The sequence below is a fragment of the Cytobacillus firmus genome (assembly GCF_023715565.1).
Taxonomy (GTDB): domain Bacteria; phylum Bacillota; class Bacilli; order Bacillales; family Cytobacillaceae; genus Cytobacillus; species Cytobacillus firmus_C.
The window spans coordinates 1-24,062 of sequence record NZ_JAMBOJ010000018.1; the positions used below are offsets into that span (position 1 = coordinate 1).

General features: G+C 41.2%; 20 protein-coding genes. 18 read left to right on the forward strand and 2 right to left on the reverse strand.

What is annotated here, in order from left to right; all coding sequences use genetic code 11:
- Nucleotides 1–322: 322 nt before the first annotated feature.
- From M3205_RS09080 to M3205_RS09130, 11 genes are all read left to right on the forward strand, one after another.
- A complete protein-coding gene (locus tag M3205_RS09080; protein WP_251169596.1) occupies nucleotides 323–1,075 on the forward strand; it encodes a threonine/serine exporter family protein in 753 nt (250 codons plus the stop codon).
- Nucleotides 1,076–1,099: 24 nt separating this feature from the next.
- A complete protein-coding gene (locus M3205_RS09085; RefSeq protein ID WP_251169597.1) occupies nucleotides 1,100–1,543 on the forward strand; it encodes a threonine/serine exporter family protein in 444 nt (147 codons plus the stop codon).
- Nucleotides 1,544–1,977: 434 nt separating this feature from the next.
- Nucleotides 1,978–3,693: an ABC transporter ATP-binding protein gene (locus M3205_RS09090; RefSeq protein WP_251169598.1), complete on the forward strand. Its 1,716-nt coding sequence runs from the start codon at nucleotides 1,978–1,980 to the stop codon at nucleotides 3,691–3,693.
- A gap of 209 nt (nucleotides 3,694–3,902) precedes the next feature.
- Entirely contained in the window at nucleotides 3,903–5,642 is a 1,740-nt protein-coding gene (locus tag M3205_RS09095; protein ID WP_251169599.1) for a serine hydrolase, read from the forward strand.
- A 60-nt stretch (nucleotides 5,643–5,702) separates the two neighbouring features.
- Entirely contained in the window at nucleotides 5,703–7,817 is a 2,115-nt protein-coding gene (locus tag M3205_RS09100) for a glycoside hydrolase family 3 protein (protein WP_251169669.1), read from the forward strand.
- 76 nt (nucleotides 7,818–7,893) lie between these two features.
- A complete protein-coding gene (locus tag M3205_RS09105) occupies nucleotides 7,894–9,153 on the forward strand; it encodes an exo-beta-N-acetylmuramidase NamZ family protein (protein WP_251169600.1) in 1,260 nt (419 codons plus the stop codon).
- A 143-nt stretch (nucleotides 9,154–9,296) separates the two neighbouring features.
- Nucleotides 9,297–10,676 (forward strand): N-acetylglucosamine-specific PTS transporter subunit IIBC, encoded by a 1,380-nt coding sequence (gene nagE / locus M3205_RS09110; protein ID WP_251169601.1) that lies wholly within the window; start codon nucleotides 9,297–9,299, stop codon nucleotides 10,674–10,676.
- A 162-nt stretch (nucleotides 10,677–10,838) separates the two neighbouring features.
- A complete protein-coding gene (locus tag M3205_RS09115; protein ID WP_251169602.1) occupies nucleotides 10,839–10,979 on the forward strand; it encodes a hypothetical protein in 141 nt (46 codons plus the stop codon).
- 155 nt (nucleotides 10,980–11,134) lie between these two features.
- Nucleotides 11,135–11,542, forward strand: coding sequence for a hypothetical protein (locus M3205_RS09120; protein WP_251169603.1), 408 nt, complete (start codon nucleotides 11,135–11,137; stop codon nucleotides 11,540–11,542).
- A gap of 469 nt (nucleotides 11,543–12,011) precedes the next feature.
- Nucleotides 12,012–12,887: a carbon-nitrogen hydrolase family protein gene (locus M3205_RS09125; protein ID WP_251169604.1), complete on the forward strand. Its 876-nt coding sequence runs from the start codon at nucleotides 12,012–12,014 to the stop codon at nucleotides 12,885–12,887.
- A 3-nt stretch (nucleotides 12,888–12,890) separates the two neighbouring features.
- Nucleotides 12,891–13,568: a GNAT family N-acetyltransferase gene (locus M3205_RS09130; RefSeq protein ID WP_251169605.1), complete on the forward strand. Its 678-nt coding sequence runs from the start codon at nucleotides 12,891–12,893 to the stop codon at nucleotides 13,566–13,568.
- 517 nt (nucleotides 13,569–14,085) lie between these two features.
- Here the strand turns inward: M3205_RS09130 and M3205_RS09135 are convergent.
- The gene (locus M3205_RS09135; RefSeq protein WP_251169606.1) at nucleotides 14,086–14,646 is read right to left on the reverse strand and encodes a hypothetical protein; all 561 of its coding nucleotides are present in this window, start codon (nucleotides 14,644–14,646) and stop codon (nucleotides 14,086–14,088) included.
- Between the two features lie 92 nt (nucleotides 14,647–14,738).
- On the opposite strand from M3205_RS09135, the gene M3205_RS09140 reads away from it, so the two are divergent.
- From M3205_RS09140 to M3205_RS09160, 5 genes are all read left to right on the forward strand, one after another.
- Nucleotides 14,739–15,341, forward strand: coding sequence for a TetR/AcrR family transcriptional regulator (locus M3205_RS09140; protein ID WP_251169607.1), 603 nt, complete (start codon nucleotides 14,739–14,741; stop codon nucleotides 15,339–15,341).
- Between the two features lie 127 nt (nucleotides 15,342–15,468).
- On the forward strand, nucleotides 15,469–18,435 hold the full coding sequence (fdhF, locus tag M3205_RS09145; protein ID WP_251169608.1) for a formate dehydrogenase subunit alpha: 2,967 nt from the start codon (nucleotides 15,469–15,471) through the stop codon (nucleotides 18,433–18,435).
- A complete protein-coding gene (locus M3205_RS09150) occupies nucleotides 18,428–18,994 on the forward strand; it encodes a helical membrane plugin domain-containing protein (RefSeq protein ID WP_251169609.1) in 567 nt (188 codons plus the stop codon). Before fdhF ends, M3205_RS09150 begins: the two co-directional genes overlap by 8 nt.
- Before the next feature lie 223 nt (nucleotides 18,995–19,217).
- The gene (locus M3205_RS09155; RefSeq protein ID WP_251169610.1) at nucleotides 19,218–20,123 is read left to right on the forward strand and encodes an HD-GYP domain-containing protein; all 906 of its coding nucleotides are present in this window, start codon (nucleotides 19,218–19,220) and stop codon (nucleotides 20,121–20,123) included.
- A gap of 13 nt (nucleotides 20,124–20,136) precedes the next feature.
- Nucleotides 20,137–20,457, forward strand: a complete 321-nt coding sequence (locus M3205_RS09160) for an 8-amino-7-oxononanoate synthase (protein ID WP_251169611.1) — start codon at nucleotides 20,137–20,139, stop codon at nucleotides 20,455–20,457.
- Nucleotides 20,458–20,655: 198 nt separating this feature from the next.
- Here the strand turns inward: M3205_RS09160 and fdhD are convergent, their stop codons facing one another.
- On the reverse strand, nucleotides 20,656–21,450 hold the full coding sequence (gene fdhD / locus M3205_RS09165; protein WP_251169612.1) for a formate dehydrogenase accessory sulfurtransferase FdhD: 795 nt from the start codon (nucleotides 21,448–21,450) through the stop codon (nucleotides 20,656–20,658).
- Between the two features lie 167 nt (nucleotides 21,451–21,617).
- Here fdhD and M3205_RS09170 point away from each other — a divergent pair, with 167 nt between their 5' ends.
- Together M3205_RS09170 and M3205_RS09175 are read left to right on the forward strand one after the other, a co-directional pair.
- Nucleotides 21,618–21,977, forward strand: a complete 360-nt coding sequence (locus M3205_RS09170; protein ID WP_035329572.1) for a Na-translocating system protein MpsC family protein — start codon at nucleotides 21,618–21,620, stop codon at nucleotides 21,975–21,977.
- A gap of 314 nt (nucleotides 21,978–22,291) precedes the next feature.
- Nucleotides 22,292–23,620: a C40 family peptidase gene (locus tag M3205_RS09175; protein ID WP_251169613.1), complete on the forward strand. Its 1,329-nt coding sequence runs from the start codon at nucleotides 22,292–22,294 to the stop codon at nucleotides 23,618–23,620.
- The last annotated feature ends 442 nt before the right edge of the window (nucleotides 23,621–24,062 follow it).

Sequence of the window (24,062 nt, forward strand, 5' to 3'; positions counted from 1 at the left end):
CCAGAAATGGCCTAGAAGATGACCTCGGAGAGGTCTATCATCATCTGAAAATGCTTCAAAGCCAATAAAATTCAAAAAAGAGGTCCGGAATGAGACTATTCCGAACCCCTTTTGTCTACAAACTGAAGTGGTTATTCTGTAAGGAATAACCACTTATTTTATTGGACACTATTTCGTCCATTTAAATTGCGCTGAAGCAGAGTTCTAAACATTTTTATACAAAATTTTAGACAAAAGGTCTTTCTTTCGTTTATCATTTCCGTTAAGATGTAACCCTATAATAAGAGGTTTTTAATTTTTGAAAAATAAAGCAGGTGAAAGAATGGAGAAAAAATTCCCTCCAACAATAGAAGTAATTGAGATATGCTTGCTTGCAGGGAAAATCATGCTCCAGGGTGGCGCAGAAACATATCGGGTAGAGGACACAATGACCAGGATTGCAGCCTCCCTGGGTATTCCAAATTCACATAGCTATGTGACGCCAACCGGGATAATATTCTCTACGGATGGAACTGAACCGGCAAAGCTGATTCGGATTTCAGAACGGTCAACAGATCTGTACAAAGTGACATTGGTGAACGGTGTTTCACGCAGGATCAGCAGCGGTGAATTGAATGGAAAGGAAGCATTGGCAAGGCTGAAGGAGATTGAAAGTGCCGACTATACATTCCCTGTTTACCAGCAGATTTTTGCAGCTTCGATTGCAAGCGGCTGTTTTTTAATTATGTTCCTTGGAAGCTGGACTGATTTTATTCCAGCCATGATTACAGGCGGTCTGGGATTTGTCTCATTTTTATATGTCCATAGAGTTGTCCAGATCAAGTTTTTCTCTGAATTTATTGCTTCATTATTAATTGGTCTTATAGCCTTTTTCTTTGTGTACTCGGGAGTCGGGACAGAGCTCGATAAGATCATCATCGGGTCGGTCATGCCGCTCGTTCCGGGACTATTGATAACAAATGCAGTCAGGGATTTAATGGCCGGGCATCTTGTTTCCGGACTGTCAAAAGGAGCTGAAGCCTTTTTGACGGCTTTTGCCATTGGAGCCGGGATTGCTCTTGTCTTCACTTTTTAAATGCAATAGCGGAGGAAGTTGTCTATGTTTATATTGACACATATGATTACAAGCTTTATCGCATCAGCAGGATTCGGGGTGCTTTTCAATGCTCCGAAAAAATCGCTGCTGAAATGCGGATTTGTTGGCATGGTCGGATGGTTCGTTTATATTTGGCTTGTTAATTGGCAGTATGATGCTGTTATTTCTTCCTTAATTGCTGCTTTTACCATCGCTGTGATCAGCCAGATTTTTGCCAGAATGTATAAAACACCTATAATTATTTTCAGTGTTGCCGGCATCATTCCGCTGGTCCCAGGAGGGATTGCATATGATGCGATGCGGAATTTTGTTGAAAATGATTACAATACTGCCATTCAGCTCGCAGCGAAAGCATTCATGATATCCGGAGCCATTGCAGTCGGTCTTGTCATTTCAGAGGTAATCAATCAAATGATCCGCAATTTCCAGTTCAAATCAAGAATTTGAACTTCATAAGAGGACGTACTATCAGCCTAATAAAGCAGCAACAACAGACTCGTTCCAGATAACTAGGGACGAGTTTTTCTTGTAATATATTGCTGGTGAATTTATAATCAAATATATTTGATTTTAAGAGAAGGCTGTTTTCGCAAAGTTTGTTGCTATTTATATTATATTTACGGAGTTGATTGTAGTGGAAGGTGCGAGATCCTCGAAAATGCATTCGCATTCTTTTCGTGCTGAGTTTACTCAAGGTAGCATATTCAACGTCCTACGGGAGTAGCGGGACAGGTGAGACCCCACAGACGCGTAGCGTCGAGGAGGCTCACCGCCCGCCCCATGGTTCGCTGAGCATCCTCTCACTGCAAACAACGGACAACATTGATAAACGAAAAACAACAATTTATACGAAAAGAGCCTAAGAGAAAAAGGAGAATAAGATGATCCGACGGTTTTTAAACTACTATAAGCCGCATAAGCGCCTGTTCATTATTGACTTTAGTTCGGCAGTATTCGTGGCGATTCTTGAGTTGGGCTTTCCACTTGCGGTTCAGTGGTTTATCGACAGCCTGCTTCCAAGCGGAAATTGGTCAATGATTGTTTCTGTCAGTGCTGGCCTGCTTGCTCTTTATGCAGCAAGTACACTGCTTCAGTTTGTGGTTAACTATTGGGGCCACAAGCTGGGCATTAACATCGAAACAGATATGCGGCAGCAGCTTTTTCAGCATGTGCAAAGGCAGTCTTTCCGCTTCTTCGATAATACTAAAACAGGGCATATCATGAGCCGGGTGACAAACGATCTTATGGATATCGGAGAGCTTGCCCATCATGGCCCGGAGGATTTATTTATAGCAGTCATGACATTTGTCGGTGCATTCTGGATTATGCTGACCATCAATGTGAAGCTTGCTCTTGTAACCATATTTGTTCTTCCGTTCCTTGTATGGCTGATTACGTTCTGCAATATCAAAATGAACAAAGCATGGAAAAGAATGTACGGTGAAATTGCCGATGTCAACGCACAGGTTGAGGATAGTGTATCGGGTGTGCGTGTAGTTCAGTCTTTTACAAATGAAAGCTATGAAATTAAAAGATTTAAAGAAAACAATGGCAGATTCCGTCTTGCCAAGCTTGCAGCTTACAAGATTATGAGCTTCAGTGCATCCGGAGTCTATATGCTGACCAGATTAGTTACGCTGCTTGTTCTTGTATACGGTTCCTGGCTGAGTTTCAGCGGACAGCTTTCATACGGTGAATTGGTCGGATTTGTGCTCTATGTGAATGTGCTATTAAAGCCGATTGATAAGATCAGTGCTCTGATGGAATTATATCCAAAGGGAATGGCTGGTTTTAAACGGTTTTTAGAAATCATTGATACTGAACCGGAAATTGAAGATCCAAAAGATGCCATTGAGGTTGCGTCTTTAATGGGTGATATTCGTTTTCAGGATGTATCGTTCCGTTATGACGAGCATAAATCGGTGCTTGAGGGAATTGACCTTCAAATACAAGCAGGTGAAACAGTAGCTTTTGTCGGACCTTCAGGAGCCGGAAAGACAACGATTTGTTCTTTGATTCCACGCTTTTATGAGGTGAATAGCGGAAGTATTAAGATTGATGGCATGGATATCAGGGACATGACGAAGAAATCTCTGAGATCACAAATTGGCATTGTCCAGCAGGATGTCTTCCTGTTTACCGGTACCCTTAAGGAGAATATAGCTTACGGAATGCTGGGAGCAACAGATGAGCAGGTTGCAGACGCAGCTAAAAAAGCGCACTTGCAGGACTTCATTGCATCGCTTCCGGATGGCTGGGAAACACAAATTGGGGAACGGGGATTAAAGCTGTCAGGCGGACAAAAACAAAGGATCGCCATTGCGAGAATGTTCCTGAAAAACCCGCCGATTTTAATCCTGGATGAAGCAACCTCGGCATTAGATACAGAAACCGAACAGATAATTCAAACGGCATTGAACGAGCTTGCCGTAAACCGCACCACACTGGTTATTGCCCATAGGCTTGCAACCATCCGCAATGCGGACAGGGTAGTTGTAGTCACAGAAGACGGCATTGCTGAAGAAGGTACACATGATGAACTGATAGAAAAGAACGGAATCTTTGCAGGTCTTCATAATGTACAGTTTCAAAGATAAGCAGGATCCATTATGGATTCTGCTTTCTTTGTATCTCTTCAAAATAAGCCAAAAAATTTTCAGAACAGTCAAAAAGCACTATCGTTTTGCTGTTTTATATGGAAGTTTTTAACTAGAACAGGACTTATGTGGTATAGACAACTATACTCTATGTCTATTAATCTTACATTATGTAAACCCTTTCATTAATTAGAGGAGGTTAAATGCTGATGAAGTTTCATAAAAATAAAGGAGGCACTATGAAAAATAAAACCATGCTTGTTGCGCTATCTGCAGCACTTGGCACATCACTCTTTATTCCGGCAGCATATCCTGCGTCTGCGCAAAGCGCTGAAGGAGTTAAGCCAACGATGGAAATGAAAAACAATAAAGATGTGAAACACAAGATTCATCCTGTTTTTTCGTGGGATCGTCCCGGGCCGAGCTCTCCTATCCTTCATCCTGGTTCAGCAGCGGGAGCCGGCATGGTTCAGCAGCCGCTCGATGAAATCGATCCCTTAATGGAGGAGATGATTTCAGAAGGCGTCATGCCGGGTGCTGTCACTTTTGTGGCAAGGCGAGGCCATATCGTTAAGCATGATGCATACGGATATTCCTACCGCTACACAGATGATAAATTTACTGAAGCCCAGAACCCGATTGAAATGACCGAAGATACTATCTTTGATCTGGCTTCAATCAGTAAAATCTTTACCACAACTGCCGCGATGATATTGTATGATGAAGGCCGATTTGAGCTGGATGATCCAGTTGCGGAATATATTCCCGAGTTCGCCCAAAACGGAAAGGAAAATGTAACGATACGCCAGCTGATGACACATACTTCAGGCTTTACTGCATGGATTCCATTATATTCACAAGGAAGCAGCAGAGAGGAACGCATGCAAATCGTATTTAACTATCCATTGGACAATGAGCCGGGTGAAGCGTATACATACAGCGATTTGAATATGATTACGCTCGGTGAGCTAATCGAACGCCTTTCTGGACAAAGCCTGGATGAGTTTGTAAAGAAACGCATAACTCAACCGCTAGGAATGAAGGATACTATGTATAATCCTCCTGAATCTTTGAAGCATCGGATTGCAGCCACCGAATTCCAGCCTGCTATTGGCAGGGGACTTGTATGGGGCGAAGTTCATGATGAAAATGCCTGGTCCCTTGATGGCGTTGCCGGACATGCAGGTGTTTTTTCAACTGCATCCGATCTTGCCAAGCTTGCCCATATGTATGTGAATGACGGGCGTTATGGCGGCAAGCGGATATTAAAAGAAAAGACAGTTCAAATGCTTATTCAAAACCAAATCCCTGAATTCCCAGGCGATGATCACGGCCTGGGCTGGGAGCTCGGCCAGGGATGGTTCATGGATGCCTTATCAGAGGGAAATTCCCTTGGGCATACAGGGTACACTGGAACATCCATCGTGATAAACCGAAATAATGCCACAATTGCGATTCTCTTAACAAATCGTGTGCATCCTTCAAGAGATACTGTTACAACGAATATTGCAAGGCGTGCATTTGCAAGACAGGTGGGGGATTCCATTCCTGTAGCCATTCCTGGAAAAGGTTCGGCGTGGTTTTCAGGATATGGCGATAAAATTCAGCATGAGTTAACCGCTAAGGTGAATCTCAAAGAAGAGGCGGCCCTGTCGTTTGATACCTGGTACAGAACTGAAACTAATGCAGACATGGGCATGGTTGAGGTCTCGGAAGATGGCGTCAATTGGACACAGGCAGCACAGCCATATACAGGCAGCAGCATCGACTGGAAAAAGGAAAAGCTGACAATTCCGGCAGGAACATCGCACATCCGATTCAGGTACGTGACAGACAGTACAGTAAATGGAAGAGGCTGGTATGTTGATAATGTAAAACTTCAACTTTCAGATGGACAAAAAGTGACGCCTGTCCTTTCAGGAAACGGGTGGGAAAAAAGAAATTACTAGTATTCGATTTATTAGTGAAAAGTAAGCTCATATGAAAAAGGAGTAAGGACGGTGGAAGAAATGGGTAAAGTCAGCAAAGTAATGTTTATTTCCCTTCTCACAATTACACTTGCCGTTTCGCAATTATGGATGGGAATAACCGTGAAAAACGCATCGGCAGAAAGTACAGTAAAAGATTTAATACTCCTGGAGAACATCCCCCAGGTCAGCATGGAATTTAGTGGAAATAAATTCCAATTAAAAGCGCTTCATGTATATAAAGAAGGGCATTTCATGGGAGTATCTGAAGGGCTAAAATGGAATTCCAGCAATAAAACTGTTGCAGCAGTTGATCAGTCAGGGACTATCACTTTAAGTGGGAAGCCCGGAAAAACCTTCATCAGTGTAACAGACGGCGTAAATAAGGACCGAATTGCACTTCAAATAAAACCTGACCATAAACAGGGCAGCAATGGCAAGCCTGGTTTTAAAGTGAAAATGATTAAAGAGCATGGGAAACGGTATGACCTTATTAGCCGGGCAGTGAAACATATGTCCATTGAAGAGAAGGTGGGCCAGATGCTGATGCCGGATTTCCGCACCTGGGAGGGACAAAATGTCACTGAAATGCTGCCTGAAATAGAGAAGCTGGTAAAAGATTATCATCTAGGCGGGGTAATATTATTCCGTGAAAATGTGGTGACAACCGAGCAGACTGCCACACTGGTTTCAGATTATCAGAAAGCTGCTGAAAAATTTGGCCTATTAATGACCATTGACCAGGAAGGCGGAATTGTTACCCGTCTTCAATCAGGAACTGACATGCCTGGAAATATGGCATTAGGTGCTGCCCGCTCTGAAGAAATTTCGCGAAAGGTTGGCAAGGCAATTGGTGAGGAACTCTCTTCACTCGGCATTAATATGAACTTTGCGCCTGTCATGGATGTAAATAATAATCCTGACAATCCGGTCATAGGTGTTCGTTCATTTGGCGAGGACCCGCAGCTAGTCGCTGACATGGGCGTTGCTTATACTGAAGGACTGCAATCAGCAGGTGTTGCCGCTACTGCAAAGCATTTTCCCGGGCATGGAGATACAGCAGTAGACTCACATCTTGGATTGCCTGAAGTTCCCCATGATAAAGAACGTCTAAAGGAAGTTGAATTGTATCCTTTTCAAAAAGGGATGGAAGCAGGCGTGGATGCTATCATGACTGCACATGTTACTTTCCCTAAGATTGATGATACGAAAGCCATCTCGCAAAAAACAGGTGAAGAAATCGCAATACCGGCCACTCTTTCCCATAAAGTGCTGACAGAACTTATGCGTGAAGAAATGGGATATGAAGGTGTTATTACAACGGATGCAATGAATATGAATGCCATTGCTGAACATTTTGGACCAGTTGATGCTGCCATTCGTGCCGTCAAAGCTGGAACTGATATTGTGTTAATGCCCGTTGGTCTAAAAGAAGTTGCAGAAGGTCTATTGAATGCTGTTAAGAATGGAGAAATCCCAGAAAAACGCATTGAATCCTCAGTGGAACGCATTTTAACACTAAAAATAAAGCGGGGGATAATAAAAGAAGAGACACCTCAACCGATTGATGAAAAAATCACAAATGCACTGGAAGTAGTTGGGTCAGAAGAACATAAACAAATAGAAAAAGAAGCGGCAGAACGTTCAATAACCGTTGTTAAAAATGAAGGAAATGCCTTGCCATTAAAATTATCTCCTGAAGATAATATTGTCGTTGTCGGAAATACGTATATAACAGATTTAAGTAACTCAGTAGGCAAGTTTCATGCAAACTCAACGGTCATCCAGACCTCAAGCTATGCATTAACGGAAGAGCAGAAGCAGCAAATCAGGAATGCCAGTGCGGTTCTTGTAGGCTCACATACCTCTAATGTGTCAGGCCGTTCGCCTGACAGCGCACAGATGCAGATGGTAAATTCTATTATTGCTGAATCAGAGGTTCCGGTCATTGCGGTTGGCATCCGTAACCCATATGACATCATGGCCTATCCGGAAATTGATGCCTATATTGCACAATACGGCTTCAGAACGGCTAGCTTTGATTCAGCAGCAGGCGTTATATTTGGTCAAATTAACCCTTCAGGCAAATTGCCTGTAACTATTCCGGGTACAGATGGCAATGTCCTATATGAATTTGGGCATGGATTGAGTTATTAGGAAGAGGCAAAAAAAGGATGGGTACATGCCCATTTGTTCCTGGCATGTACTATCCTAACCTGGGAGGAGAAAACTAATGAAGAAATGGTTTATGGCTTTTTTGACAATGATTCTCGTACTCTCTTCTTTAACTGTTGTGCTTGCAGATAACGGCAATGGAAAAGGAAAAGGCAAGAAAAAGAAGTTCGAGCTTGGTGTTGAAGTTCTTTTGGATGATAAAAAAGAACTTATTGAAGGAAAACGGGTTGGCCTGATTACAAACCCGACAGGGGTCGACCAGGATTTAAACAGCATTGTTGATATTCTGCACAATGATCCGGATGTGGAGTTAACAGCATTATATGGACCGGAGCATGGAGTCCGCGGCAGTGCACAAGCGGGAGAATATGTTGAGTACTATATCGATGAAAAGACGGGGCTTCCTGTTTATAGCTTATATGGGCAAACCAAAAAGCCCACACCAGAAATGCTTGATAATATTGACGTGCTTCTGTTTGATATTCAGGATGTCGGAACACGTTTTTACACGTATATTTACACAATGGCTTACGCGATGGAAGCAGCAAAAGAAAACGATATCCCTTTCATCGTGCTTGACAGGCCCAATCCTCAAGGCGGAACAAAGGTTGAAGGACCGGTGCTTGATATGAAATATTCCTCCTTTGTGGGGAATTACCAGATTCCGCTTCGCCATGGGATGACGGTAGGTGAACTGGCCGAATTGTTTAATGAAGAGTTTGAAATAGGTGCAGATTTAACGGTTGTCAAAATGAATGGATGGAAGCGCAATATGTATTACGATGATACCCGGCTTCCGTTTGTCATGCCGTCTCCTAACATGCCAACCCTTGAAACGGCATTAGTATATCCCGGTGCGGCATTAATTGAAGGAACGAATGTTTCTGAGGGACGCGGAACAACTAAGCCGTTTGAATTAATTGGTGCTCCATTTATTAACGCCGATGAATTGGCTGGACATCTGAACAGTCTTAATCTTCCTGGGGTAATCTTCAGAGCAGCTTCGTTTACACCAAGCTTCTCTAAGCATGCAGGACAGCTTTCTCATGGGATTCAGATTCATGTGACAGATCGCGAAGCATTCAAGCCTGTCGAGACGGGAATTCACATCGTCAAGGCGATCCATGATATGTATCCTGAAGACTTTGAATTCCGTGCAGAAAACAGTGATGGAATTTCATTTTTTGATAACCTGATGGGTAATGGCTGGGTCCGTGAAGCCATAGAAGAAGGAAAGAACGTTGATGAAATCTCTTCCAAATGGCAAAAAGAATTAAAACAATTCAATAAAACACGTAAAGAATATTTACTTTATTAAATATGCAGGAAGAACCTGGGAGCATTTGGCGCCAGGTTCTTTTTATTTCATGGCGGGCCAGCATAATACTGTTGTAGCCTGGTACTGAATTTTAAAGCCTGTTCATATTATGTAATAATCCAAAGGGAAAGAGGTGTGTAATAATGTTGGGGTTTTTACAGAAGATTGGCAAATCTTTAATGCTGCCGATTGCAGTTATGCCTGCTGCTGCACTTTTGTTGAGGCTTGGACAGGATGACCTTTTAGGAATTCCATTTATCTCGGCAGCTGGTGATGCTGTATTTGGACATTTGGCTCTTTTGTTTGCCATTGGAATTGCCATCGGTTTTTCTAAGGATGGAAGCGGGGCAGCTGCTCTTGCTGGTGCAGTGGGTTATTTTGTACTGACTGAAGGTGCCGCGGCTATAAACGAAACGGTTAATATGGGTGTTTTTGGCGGGATCATTTCCGGTATTATTGCAGGGCTATTATACAATAAATATCATGATATTAAGCTGCCGGAATGGCTTGGATTCTTTGGGGGAAAACGGTTTGTGCCGATAATCACCTCACTTGCTATGATTGTCATCGCATTTTTGTTCGGGTATGTATGGCCACCGGTCCAGGCAGGCATAAACAGTGTTGGTGATTGGATTATCGGGGCAGGGGCAGCAGGGGTTGGGGTATTCGGATTCCTGAACCGTCTTTTAATTCCGGTTGGTCTTCATCATATACTGAACACACTCGTCTGGTTTGAGTTCGGCGAGTTTACCAATGCAGCAGGAGATGTTATCAAAGGAGACTTATGGCGCTTCCTTGCAAAGGATCCTTCTGCTGGGATCTTTATGACAGGATTTTTCCCAATTATGATGTTTGGGCTGCCAGGCGCTGCTCTGGCCATGGTTGCGGCTGCAAAGAAGGAAAGAAGGAAAACCGTGGCAGGGGCGATGGCCGGACTTGCATTTACTTCCTTCCTGACAGGAATTACAGAGCCGATTGAATTCCTGTTTATGTTCCTGTCACCGGTTTTATATTTCATTCATGCTGCTTTGACAGGTCTGGCTATGTCCATTACTTATTTACTGGATATCCATCATGGATTCGGATTCTCAGCAGGCGCCCTTGATTATATTCTAAACTTTGGCATTGCCCAAAAGCCGGTTCTGCTGGCCGGAATAGGTCTCTTGTATGCTTTGCTGTATTTTGTGATTTTCTATTACTTGATCAGGAAACTGAATTTGAAAACACCTGGAAGGGAAGACGAAAATGAAGTTGAATTTGAAATGAATTCATCTATAAAGGGCAAATATACTGAAGCAGCAGACGCTTATATGCAGGCTTTAGGCGGGAAAGAGAACCTGGTAGAACTCGATAATTGTGTAACCCGACTTCGTTTAAGAGTGAAAGATATGTCGCTTGTTGATGAGGGGCAATTAAAACAGCTGGGAGCAAAAGGAGTCATAAAGCTCAGCAAAACGAGTCTGCAGGTCATTGTGGGAACGGATGTAGAATTCCTTTCAAATGAAATGAAAAAATTACGATAAAATCACTAATCTGGCCCCGTGGAGGGGTCAGATTTTTTTAAAAGAGATGGACAAGTGCCAATTTTTTCAATGCCGGGATATTTGTTTATGCATGTCCAAGTTCGGAACATACGATGTAAACGTAAGGGTACCCATAGTATTGAATAAAAGGGGGGACATCGTATGATAAATGGAGCATTAACACCGTTACTAGTTCTTGGACTAGTACTTTTATGGATTGTAGTAAGACTCATTTCACCGTGTTTAGCTGACAAAATCAGGGATAGAATTTGCAGCCTATTGGAATGTACGCCTGCTTCTTAATATGTCTAATCAGATATATCAAGTTAAACCCTGGTAATTGTCCAGGGTTTTTCAATGTCACTTCCATAAGTTCTTCAATTCTCTGTATGTTTGTCCATTCCATTAATTAAGCATTTACATAATATAGGGTAGAAACTATGAAAGGCAGGATTATTATGGATCAACCTACTAAAAATAATGATTCTCTTGAGAATTCGGACAATCTGGAAAAGTTGGCAGGTGAACTGTTGAAAGACGGACGGAATTTAGATTTTAATTCATTATTGAGTTTGGCCGGTAAAATTATTAATGATGATTCTATATTGAATCTTTCAGAAGGTCTAAAGGTAAGTGAGGAAATAGCCGCAGTGGATGAAACCGGGGAAAATGGAGACACCGAATACCTACAGAAACAAATGGAATCTTTAAGAGTCGAGCTGGCAGCATTAAAAAAAGAGGTCAGTGAATTAAAAAGGCAAAATGAATCCCTGATTGGCATTTATACGAGACTAGTTAAAGCAGCAAACCAAGACTTCCAAAAAGGGATAGGGCTCATTTCAGGATTAAGCAAGCTATTAAAATAAGGGTCAAAAAGCATTGCTTTAAATAAGTGATGCTTTTTTTAGGTTGTTTCGAATAGTTTGTTGCTATTTATATTATTGAGTTGATTGTAGTGGAAGGTGCGAGATCCCCGGAATGCATTCACATTTTCCTTGTGCGGTGTGTACTCAAGATAGCTTATACAAAGTCATACGGGAGTTGCGTGACAGGTGAGGCCCCACAGACACGCAGCTAGAGGATGATCGCCGCCCGCCCCGTGGTTCGCTGAGCATCCTCTAGCTGCAATCAACGGACAACATTAATAAGGAAAACAACAATATAATAAACTCCAAACCAAACCGAAAAGATGCCTTTTTTATTAAACAAAATACTGTCAAATAAAAAATTTCGAAATCCGATAAAAAAGTATTGTGCAAGGCTGAAAAATCATTGATAATCTTTAAAAGATAGAGTGTTACTCATCTATACATTTTTTTGATGAGGGGGAGTACATTGAAAATTCGTGTATCCGCTGTGCAGTACCATTTGCACACCATTCGTTCATTTGAAGAGTTTGCAAGCCAATGTGAGCATTATATTAAAACTGCCCAGGAATTTCGATCTGAGTTTGTATTATTTCCTGAATTTTTCACTACACAGCTTTTGTCGATAGGAAGCGAGCAGGGAACAAGTTTGACCATTAACGAACTGCCTGGTTTTACTGAACAATATAAAAAACTATTTTCCAATTTTGCTAAACAGACAAATATGCATATAATCGGCGGTACCCACGTTATTAACAGAGATGGACGCCTTTATAATGCGGCACATTTATTTTATCCGGATGGGCGAATTGAAGAGCAGGCTAAACTGCATATTACGCCTACTGAAGTCCATGAGTGGAATATGTCACCTGGAGAAGGCCTGCGAGTATTTGATACGGAGAAAGGCAGAATAGCCATTCTGACATGCTATGATATTGAGTTTCCAGAAATTGTCCGTATGGCAAAAGCTAAAGGAGCAGATGTTATTTTCTGCCCTTCCTGTACAGACGACCGTCATGGATTCCACCGTGTACGCTATACAAGCCATGCAAGGGCGATTGAGAATCAAGTGTATGTTGTGGTTACAGGAACAATTGGTTCACTTCCTACTGTAGACTTTATGCGGGCCAATTTCGGGCAGGCAGCTGTCATTACCCCAAATGATATCCCATTTCCGCCAAAGGGGATTATGGTGGAAGGCGAGCTGAATGATGATATGATTGTGACAGCTGACCTTGATCTCAGCCTTTTATATGAAGTCCGTGAGCGCGGTTCGGTTACGACCTGGCGCGACCGCAGAACCGATCTGTATGTAGATTGGGAAAAAGAAAATATCGAAGGTTAACAAATGGCATATCGAAGCGAATTTTTTGTGTTTGACGGGGATAAGCCGGTGCCGGCTGTAATTAGGAATTATACGAAAGCGGATTTCGATCAGTTAATTGACATTCAGGCGGAATGCTTTCCGCCGCCATTTCCTTCAGATTTATGGTGGAGTAAGAAGCAATTAGCAAATCATGTGGAATTTTTTCCTGAGGGGGCACTATGCATAGAGGCAGATGGAGCACTAGCCGGGTCCATAACCGGGCTGATTATTAATTTTGATCCAGCCCACCCGGGACATACATGGGAAGAAATAACCGACAGCGGTTATATTCGTAATCATAACCCCCAAGGGAATACATTATATATTGTCGATATAAGCGTCCGGCCTGGTTTCCGTAAGCTTGGGCTTGGGAAAATTCTGATGCAGTCTATGTATCAGACTGTTATTAACTTAGAGCTTGACCGGCTGCTCGGCGGAGGCAGGATGCCCGGCTACCATAAATGTGCATCTGATATGTCACCTGAAGACTATCTTCAGCAATTAATCGAGGGAAAAAAGCAGGATCCAGTCATTACATTTTTGCTGAAGTGCGGCCGGACACCACTTTGTGTTGTGGAGAACTATTTAGAAGATGAAGAGTCGCTAAATTACGGCGCCTTAATGGAATGGAAGAATCCTTTTAAGGATAAGCGAATATAATTTGACAGAAAGAGGCTGGGACAGAACTAAATTGTCCGTTGTTAAAGCCGAATGATTTCTATTTTAAAAAGTAATAAAAATAAAAAAAACGAACTATTACGAAACTCTAAATCAGAATTTCGAATAATAGTTCGTTTTTTTCTTTGGTCGAAATGCTTTTGTCCCAGCCCCTTTTTTAATTTGAAGTTTAGCGGGAATAATGAAAAGGTAAGGTTAAGTATAATAATGTTCAAACCGAAATGAGGGATTCGTTTATGGGTGTGAAGAGAATAATAAAAGCCCTTATCGTAAAGAAAGGTGCAACTTTAGTGAGAAAGTATGTTGTACCGGCTATAAAAAGAAAGCTAAAAAACAGGAGATAAAGACATCTGCTATGCAAGGTGTTCTTCTTTTCAAAATCCTTAAAGGAAAGGCACTTATCTGAGATATATTTGGAATGCCTAATCAAAATCCTTTAAACAGAATTGAACAAATCTATTCATTTGCTACAAAAAGCTGCCTTTAAAAGGGCAGCTTTTTAAGTAACAGAGTTATTGTGGTTTTCTGGTTTAATTTTCCGCGGCCAAACCGTATAGCTGAAGCTGATGACAAAATCAATAGCCAGAACAAAGGTCCACGTTCTAATAATACCCCAGAGGTTTTTTGTTTGCTCTGAATCTCCTATAAAGAAAATCATTGCAAATAACAATGCCAGTCCAATACTCCAAGCGAGCAGATGTCTATACCAGCCGTTTCTTTCTCTTCTTGCATGTTCACTTCCGAATTTTGGAGGCTTTGGCGGTCTAGGTCCATTCCCAAACTTATAGGCAAACCTTTCATCTGCCCAATGAATCATAGATTTTCCGAACGCAATGGTTGCACCGATATATATTGCCGCAATGCCATGGAAAATGCCTGCCTCGGCCCCTTTGTGCAAATCAATGGTGGTTGCTGCCAATAAAATCAAATCAATCAAAGGTGTGCAAAGTAAAAGCAGACTGCTTAATGTCTTTTTTCTCAAAATATATCTTGCAGATAAACCTGCAATTACGAAAATCCAAAACCCAATCTCGCATGCAATAATCAGCCATCCGATCATTCTTCCACATCCCTTTTTTATTTAATACAGTTGTACTATAAAATAATATAACACATCTGTATTAAAAAAACAATTGGTGCTATAATATATACATGCCTAAAAAAGTTGACCACGAAAATCAAAAACACATATTAGCACAAGCTGCATGGCGGGTGATTCAAAAAAATGGTATAGAAGGAGCTTCTGTACGGAAGATAGCAGAAGAAGCTGGTTTATCAGCAGGCTCACTGCGCCACTATTTTTCGAATCAAAATGAGTTATTGGCGTATTCCATGAATTTAGTATCAGAAAGGGTGAAAATAAGAATTCAGAATGCATCGTATACAGATGATCATTTTGAAAATATGATACTGATGCTTGGGGAGCTGCTTCCATTAGATGAAGAGCGGAGATTGGAAATGGAAGTATGGATTGCATTTAATATAAAAGCTCTTGTTGACCCGAATCTTGGTGAACTTAGCAGCAGGGTATACCAGGAAATGAAGGATGGCATCCGAAGGGTAATTGAGGGGATGAAGTTAATGGGTATATCCAAATCTGATTTAAATATTGAAGAAGAGGTTGAACGTCTTCATGCCCTGGTTGACGGACTCGCTCTCCATGGTGTTATGAAGCCTGACCTTTTTACAGAAAGTAAAATGAAAGGAATCCTTAGAGGACACTTGTCATCATTGTGCGCAAATGAAAACAGCTGATCATTCAGTTGTTTTTATTATTGTCTTTTTTAAGTATGGCTGGACAACTCATCCAATATCATTAACTAAGCGTTTAATTTTTTCCTGCAAGGGTACTGAAAACCAAAGAAACTGATACATTGAAAGGATGATAGATTTGCCGCCATCACTCAATATAAAGATAAATGGTATAGAAATGAAGACAGAACAAGATCAAACCGTTTTGCAATTATTAAATGACAGCTCGATCGAGATCCCTCAGGTCTGCTTCCATCCCAGCCTGGGAGCAATAGAAACCTGTGATACCTGTATTGTTTCCGTGAATGGAGAACTTGTACGGTCATGCTCCACAAAAATTAAAGAAGGAGACGTAATTGATACGGTGGAACCTGATGTAAAAGAGGCACAGACTATTGCTATGGATAAGATCCTCTTTAATCATGAGCTGTATTGTACGGTTTGTGATTATAACAACGGGGGATGTGAAGTACATAATACGGTTAAAGCGATGAAAATCAATCATCAAAGCATCCCTTTCGATCACAAGCCATATGAAAAGGATGAATCTCATCCATTTTACAGATATGACCCTGATCAGTGCATTCTCTGCGGCAGATGTGTGGAAGCCTGTCAGGATGTCCAGGTTACTGAAACTCTAACAATTGATTGGGAGAGACAGAGACCAAGAGTTATCTGGGATAATGATGTACCCATTAACGAGTCCTCCTGTGTTTCCTGCGGACACTGTTCCACTGTTTGTCCGTGTAATGCCATGATGGAAAAGGGAATGGAAGGGGAAGCTGGCTTCCTGACTGGCATAGCTAAAAACACCCTTCGTCCAATGATTGAAATCACTAAAAATGTAGAAACAGGATACGGTTCCATCCTGGCGATATCGGATATGGAAGCTGCTATGCGGGAAGAGAACATTAAAAAGACCAAAACGGTCTGCACATATTGCGGGGTCGGCTGCAGCTTTGACGTTTGGACAAAAGGCCGGGAGATATTGAAGGTGGAGCCACAGGCAGAAGCACCTGCCAATGGTATTTCTACCTGTGTAAAAGGGAAGTTCGGCTGGGATTTTGTGAATAGTGAGGAACGATTAACCAAACCGCTGATTAGGGACGGAAATTCTTTCCGTGAAGCAGAATGGGAGGAAGCTCTGGACTTGATTGCACGAAAATTTTCGGAAATTAAAGAACAGCATGGTCCGGATGCATTGAGCTTTATAACATCATCTAAATGCACAAATGAAGAATCATATTTAATGCAAAAGCTTGGCAGGGCAGTTATAGGTACGAACAATATAGATAATTGTTCAAGATATTGCCAGACTCCTGCAACTGTAGGTTTGTTCAGAACTGTTGGATATGGCGGTGATGCTGGTTCTATAGAAGATATTAAAAACTCCGAATTAGTGCTGATAATCGGGTCAAATACATCAGAATCCCACCCGGTTCTTTCCACCAGGGTGAAACGATCCCAGAAGCTTAACGGCCAGAAAGTTATCGTGGCTGACTTGAGAGAACACGAAATGGCCGAGCGTTCGGATTTGTTTGTGCGTCCTAGAGCCGGTACTGATATGGTATGGCTTTCTGCGATTACGAAATACATTATCGATCAGGGCTGGGCGGATGAGAAGTTCCTTCAGGAAAAAGTGAACGGACTTGAGGAATTTGCAGAAAATCTGGAGAAATATACGCTGGATTTTGCAGAAGAGACAACCGGTATATCCAGAGACAATCTAATCAAAATGGCTGAAATGATTCATGCAGCCAATAGTGTTTCTGCATTATGGGCGATGGGTGTCACTCAGCATCTGGGAGGGAGTGATACAAGTACAGCCATTTCAAATCTCTTGCTGGTAACCGGGAATTACGCCAAGCCTGGTGCGGGGGCATATCCTTTAAGGGGGCATAATAATGTACAGGGGGCAGGAGATTTCGGGAGCAGTCCTGATAATTTACCTGGTTACCAAAAGGTTTCAGATCCTGATGTGAGAAAGATATTCGAAAATGCCTGGGGTGTAAACCTTCCTGAAAAAGCCGGAATGAATAACCACGAGATGGTGGAAGGAATTCATGAGGGGCATCTGAAAGCGATGTATCTGAAGGGCGAAGATATGGGGCTTGTGGATTCAAACATCAATTATGTGCAGGCAGCATTTGAAAAGCTTGATTTCTTTGTCGTTCAGGATATCTTCCTATCCCGTACAGCTGAGTTTGCAGATGTTGTTCTCCCGGCAAGCCCAAGCCTGGAAAAGGAAGGAACATTCACGAACACAGAAAGAAGAATCCAGCGTCTATATCAAGCGTTTGAACCCCTTGGAGATTCAAAGCCGGATTGGCAGATTATTACTGAAGTTGCGAATCGCCTGGGAGCAGGCTGGACGTATACACATCCAAGCGAAGTAATGGCAGAAGCATCTAAGCTTATGCCTCTATACGCTGGCGTTACCTATGATAGATTGGAAGGATACAATAGTCTGCAATGGCCTGTCGCTGAGGATGGAACTGACACTCCACTCCTCTATATGGATGGCTTTCCATTCCCGGATGGCAAGGCAAGACTCTTTCCGGTGGAGTGGACTCCTGCTCTTGAATTTCCGGCGGAATATGATATCCATGTTAACAATGGCCGTCTCCTGGAGCATTTCCATGAAGGGAATATGACATATAAGTCAAAAGGAATCAGCTCTAAAACACCGGAAGTGTTCCTTGAGGTTTCGCCTGAGCTGGCCAACGAGCGAGGCTTGAAAGACGGCACGCTTGTTCGTCTGACTTCACCGTATGGCAATGTGAAAGTTAAATGCCATATAACCAACAGGGTTAAAGGAAAGGAAGTTTACCTTCCTATGAATGATAGAGGAGACGCGGCCATAAATTTATTAACAAGCAGCTATGCCGACAAGGATACTGATACACCGGCATATAAGGAAACAAAGGTTAAGCTTGAAATTCTGAGTGAGGAAGGCAGCAATCCGCTTCCTAGAATTAATCACCGCTATGGTAATCCGCAGCCGCAGATAGGTGTAAATGTCCAAAAGAAATGGGAAAGGAAAGATTATATTTTCCCGGGAGAATTGGTGAAAAAGGAGCGGAATCAGCATGGCTAAAGCGATTAATAACATCAAGCGTTTTGAATTGACACCCGAGGATAAACGAAAAAAAGACCTGGAAGAAGTGGAGATTGCCCTCATAGAAAATAAGGAACCCATACTTGAGCTTTTGACAGCGGTCGGACATATGCATGAACGGGGAGTTCTATCATTATTGAATGGATTATTTGGACAGGGAGATAAAGTTTTAAATGTTCTTGTTAAAGCATTAGATAAGCCAGAAGCAACAAATACAATTAAAAACCTTCTCCTTATGGTTGGAACCCTCGGTACCATAAATGTCCAGCAGCTTGAACCCTTGCTGTTAAAATTAAATTCAGGTATTGCAAGAGTAGCGGACTATAAAGAAACCGACGAAAAAACAAGCTACTTTGATCTTGTAAGGGCACTGAAAGATCCGGAAGTCAATCGGGCAGTTACCCTCCTGATCACCTTCTTAAAAGGTATGGGAGAAGATATAAGCACCATGGAAAGAAACACACAGCTTCCAGAAGATCAGAAACTACACAGAATGGAAAATAACGAAAGTAATGTACCTCCAAACAAAAGAGAATGAAAGCAAGCCAGTGATCGCTATTCAGGTCACTGGCTTTTTATTATCTAATGTAAATAATAGGTATATAGAATCAAGTTTTTACAATATTATCTTATAAAACAAAAATATAGAAGAATTTTGTGGAAAAATGGAAAACCATGTACTAGAATTGCAATAAGGATAGATAAATAGGTGAACCCAATATATACATCATTTGAGAAGATATTAGAAAGAGGGTAATGGAGTGGGCATCATAAATGAAGGGAGTTTCATTGAAACAGTCCACATGAAAGGGTTACAAATCTCCCTGATTGCTTCGGGGGATGGGACAGAGGTTATTTATCACAGGCTGGAGCCAGATGCAAGATGGGGACTAGAACCATTAGATGGCGGTGAAACACTGGAATATCTTCATTTGCTATCCGGTGAACTGCTATTAAAGGATTCTAATGGGGAAAAAACGCTAAGACCTGGTGATTCGTTCCAAAGATGCCCTGTTACTGAACATCATATTTTTCAATCAATAGGTCGATCTGAATTTTTATATGTAACCTCTAATCCGGTATTTCATTACTATAGCAAAGTGACAAATGAATTAAGAGATTTGGTCATATCAATTGAAGAAAAAGATGGATATACAAGTGAGCATTGCAATCGAATTACTAAAATGTCAATGCTCATGGCTGATGCACTTGATTTAAATTCCCGGCAAATTTTAAAACTTAATCTTGCTGCATTCTTGCATGATATTGGGAAAATAAAGGTGCCACTAGAGATTCTTCAAAAACCGGGTAAATTAACCTCAGATGAATGGGAGTTAATGAAACAGCATTCAACTTTTGGACGCCAAATATTACAAGAAACAGGTCTGCCGAGTTTAATAGAAGCAGGAAAAGTGGTCGAGCAGCATCATGAAAGATTTGATGGCACAGGGTATCCCATAGGACTTAAAGGGGATGAAATTGCAATAGAGGCTGCCATTATTTCCGTTGTAGACTCATTTGATGCTATGACTACTGATCGTGTTTATCAGAAAGGCAGAAGTGTACCTGAAGCAATAGATGAGCTTTTACAAAATCGCGGTACCATGTACAATCCAGAGATCGTTGATACATTTATTAAAATAAAAGAAAAAATAGTAAAAATTTGAAAGGGGAATAATAATGAAGAAAGCAGCAATTGTTCTATTAAGTATGATGTTCTTACTTGTATTCAACGCAAAAACGTCAGAGGCTGCATATTTACCTGAATATGATAAATATGTAGAAGTATCGTATGAAGAAGCTAGGTATATAGCTGATTTAATGGGGTTACAGGGATATGAATTAGGTGAAGAAACAGCTAGATTGTCATTTGATTTGCAGGAAAGATTAATAGCAAAGATCGAGAAAATCCTGAGAACTGAAATTGACCATTATTATATCTGGTTAACCGTGGATGGCGAAACGGTTCTGGGGATAGATCCTCCACATCCCATGTTTTAGTAATAAGGGGCTGGGACAAAAGCATTTCGACCAAAGAAAAAAACGAACTATTATTCGAAATTCTGATTTAGAGTTTCGTAATAGTTCGTTTTTTTTATTTTTATTACTTTTTAAAATAGAAATCATTCGGCTTTAACAACGGACAATTTAGTTCTGTCCCAGCCTCTTTTGTTTTCCTGTACTAGTGTAAATAGTCTTTTAAACGTTTTTCTCCAAAACTATTCTTTCAGGATGAGAATAAACGTTAAAAGATTGACCTCGAATAAAGCCAACTGCTGTAATATTCAGGTCTTCCGCCAGCTTGATGGCTAAATCAGTAGGTGCTGATTTTGATAGAATGATGCCTACTCCAATTTTTGCGGCCTTAAGGAGAACTTCAGATGAGATTCTGCCGCTGAAAGCAATGACTTTATCCCTTACAGGTATCCTGTTCTCAATGCAATACCCAAGAATTTTATCCAGAGCATTATGCCGGCCAATGTCTGTTCTGCTGATTATCATTTCCTCTGCTGAAAATAATGCCGCATTATGCACTCCGCCTGTTACATGAAAAATCTTGCTGCCATTCTGAAGCTGCTGCATAAATGAAATGCACTGATCAGGAGTCAGGGGCAGTTTTGATGTAGATGTTCTGGCTGTCCTGGCATCGTTATGAAAGTAGAATTGCCTGCTTTTTCCGCAACATGAACCGATAAATCGTTTTGAGTGAAACTCATGGCTTGCCGTATTAGTTTGAGTATGTAATTCCACATAAGCAAATCCCTTGTTTTCATCTATTTGAATTCTCTTTATTTCCTCATATCTTCTAATAAAGCCTTCAGAAGCCAAAAAGCCGATTGTCAATTCGCGAATGTTCGAAGGGCTGCAGACCATAGTGGCGAACTCTTCTCCGTTGAGATGAATTGTGAGAGGATGTTCATAAACAATAGAATCTTCTGCTTCCTGCAGGACATCATTCTCAAATCTGACAATCTTTCTGCTGCTAATATCCATAATACTTCCTCCTAGAACCATTCGAATAACAAAATATTAGCATATAATATCAGTAATACAAGAAATTAAGATTGAATGGTTTGACAATTATTGTATTAATTGATTAACTTATTAAAGTATATATAAACGAGAGTATACATGAAATAAGAGTATATGAGGGCTGGAATATGAACAAATATGAAGCTGAATTCAGTAACTTAGTGAGATCCTTCAGGAAAAAACATATGGGCAAAGGGCCAAGCAAGGTCAGGACTACGTTCTGCAAAAATTGGGCTATTTGTGAAATGGAAGGGAATTTATCTCCTGTAGAAAAGTTTATAGCCAGTGCAGACGAAGGGAAACAAATGCTTCGGGCTGCCAGAACAGAGATGGTTAAGGAAATGTATAAAAAGAATCGGCCGGCAGAAATGGAAGATTTTTTGCAGGCAAGGCTAATCGATCTTTTTGTGGATATTGATATTGAACGGGATTTTGGAATGTCAGTATTTGTATTCGATCAGGACATTCAAAGCAAGTTTATGGAATAAAAAGGCTGAAATCTGGAAGATATATTCTGGATTCCAGTCTTTTTTATTTTTTTGTATCCTTCTTACAACTCACAGTCGATTTCTTTGTTGTGTAAAATAGGGAATTATGTCGCATAAGAATGGCGAAAATAGGGGTTTAATGTCACGTTTGAAATATTTTTGTAATATTACTCTAACAAGTCTGTCAAATAAGGATGGTATAATCCTCCATGGAAAGACAAATTTACTAGAGACAAGACTGAAATGATATACATAGGTAAATAGTTTGGTATACGGCAGATTAATATACCGATTACATATTAGAAAGCAGGGTAATGACTTTGAAAAAAAGGCTCCTCGTTTTAAATACGACAATTATTCTTGGGCTTGGTATTGCTTTTTCCATTCCTGGTGTGAATGCGGAATCGATCGATAAATTGGAAAGTCAAAAAAGCCAAATCCATCAGGAACGCTCCAGCCTGCAGGCAAAACTCGCTGAAGCCGATAAGGAATTAATCAGTGTCCTTAAAGAAGCTGCAGAGCTAAATGCAAAGATTGCTAAAATCGAAAAAGCAATAGAAGATAATAATAAATTAATAGCTGAAACGGAAACGAATATTGCCAGCACAAAAGCTGAAGTTGATCAATTGAAGGCAGAAATGGCGATTATCCAGGAAAGAATTGAAAAGAGAAGTGCGATCCTTAAGCAGCGTGCACAATCTTTCCAGGAAAGCGGCGTAACCGTTGCATACCTGGATGTTCTGCTTGGAGCTACCAGTTTCAGTGATTTCGTTGACCGTGTTGGTGCAGTAACAACGTTTGTTCAGGCGGACAAACAATTACTGGAGGAACAGGAAGCGGATAAAAAAGCTTTTGAGGAAAAGAAAGCTGCAGTGGAAGAAGAACTGGCAGGATTGAACAGCAAGATGACCGAATTAAAAGGCATGCAATCTTCGATGGAAGAGCAAAAAAAGCAAAATAGCTCATTAATCCAGCAGTTAAAAGAAAAGGAAAATACGATTGCTGACAAAAAGGCAAAGCTGAGTAGTGAAGATGCTAAATATGCTTCTATGATTGCTCAAATTGAACAAAGCATTGCAGCGCAAACAGCACCAGTACAAGAAGTTGCTTCAGTTTCATCATCATCAGGCTCAACATCAGTAGAAGCAGGCTCTTCTTCAAAAGGCTCAGCTGCTGTCAGTAAGAAAAAACCTGCTGCCCAGAAATCAAAAGGCTCAGGTTCCTCTGCTCCAAAGCCAAGCGTCAATGGCGGAAACGCTATTAGCATCGTAACAACTGCAGGCAATAAATATATAGGAAATTCCGTTTATGTTTTTGGCGGCGGCAGAAATGCTTATGATGTCGCTAATGGAAGATTCGATTGCTCAGGTTTTGTGCATTGGGCATTCTCCCAAGCTGGAATTAGTGTAGGAGCCAGCACAGATTCTCTTAAATTTGCCGGACGCCAGGTTTCAGCAAGCGAGATGCGAGCGGGAGATCTTGTATTCTTTAACACCTATAAGACAGACGGCCATGTAGGCATCTACCTTGGCGGGGGAAAATTTATCGGTTCCCAAAGCTCTACTGGTGTTGCGATTGCAAATATGTCAAGCGGTTATTGGAAAACAAACTTTAACGGCCGTGTTGTACGTATAATAGAATAGTAAAATGAACCTGACTGACATGTGAAGACGTGTTAGTCAGGTTTTTTTGTTATGTTTCTATTTCGAGTACGCAGTAGACTCAGGTTCGGACATAAAATACGAGGTTTGTTTATTTGTGTCAGAAGAGGGTTCAGGTTTAGACACAAGAGACGAGATTTACAGATTTAGTGTCAGAAGTAGGCTCAGGTTCGGACACAAGAGACGAGATTTACAGATTTAGTGTCAGAAGAAGGTTCAGGTTCGGACACAAAATACGAGATTTGCTGAATAGTGTCAGAAGTAGACTCAGGTTCGGACACAAAATAGAAATTTGCTTTTTCTGCGTTTGAAGTAAACCCTGGCACGAAAACAATCTACAATATTTCCAGCTCCTCACAAGCTCTCCATTTCACCCCCACCCTTACAAAACAACTTAATTTTTAATAAATTCAAAATATTTTAT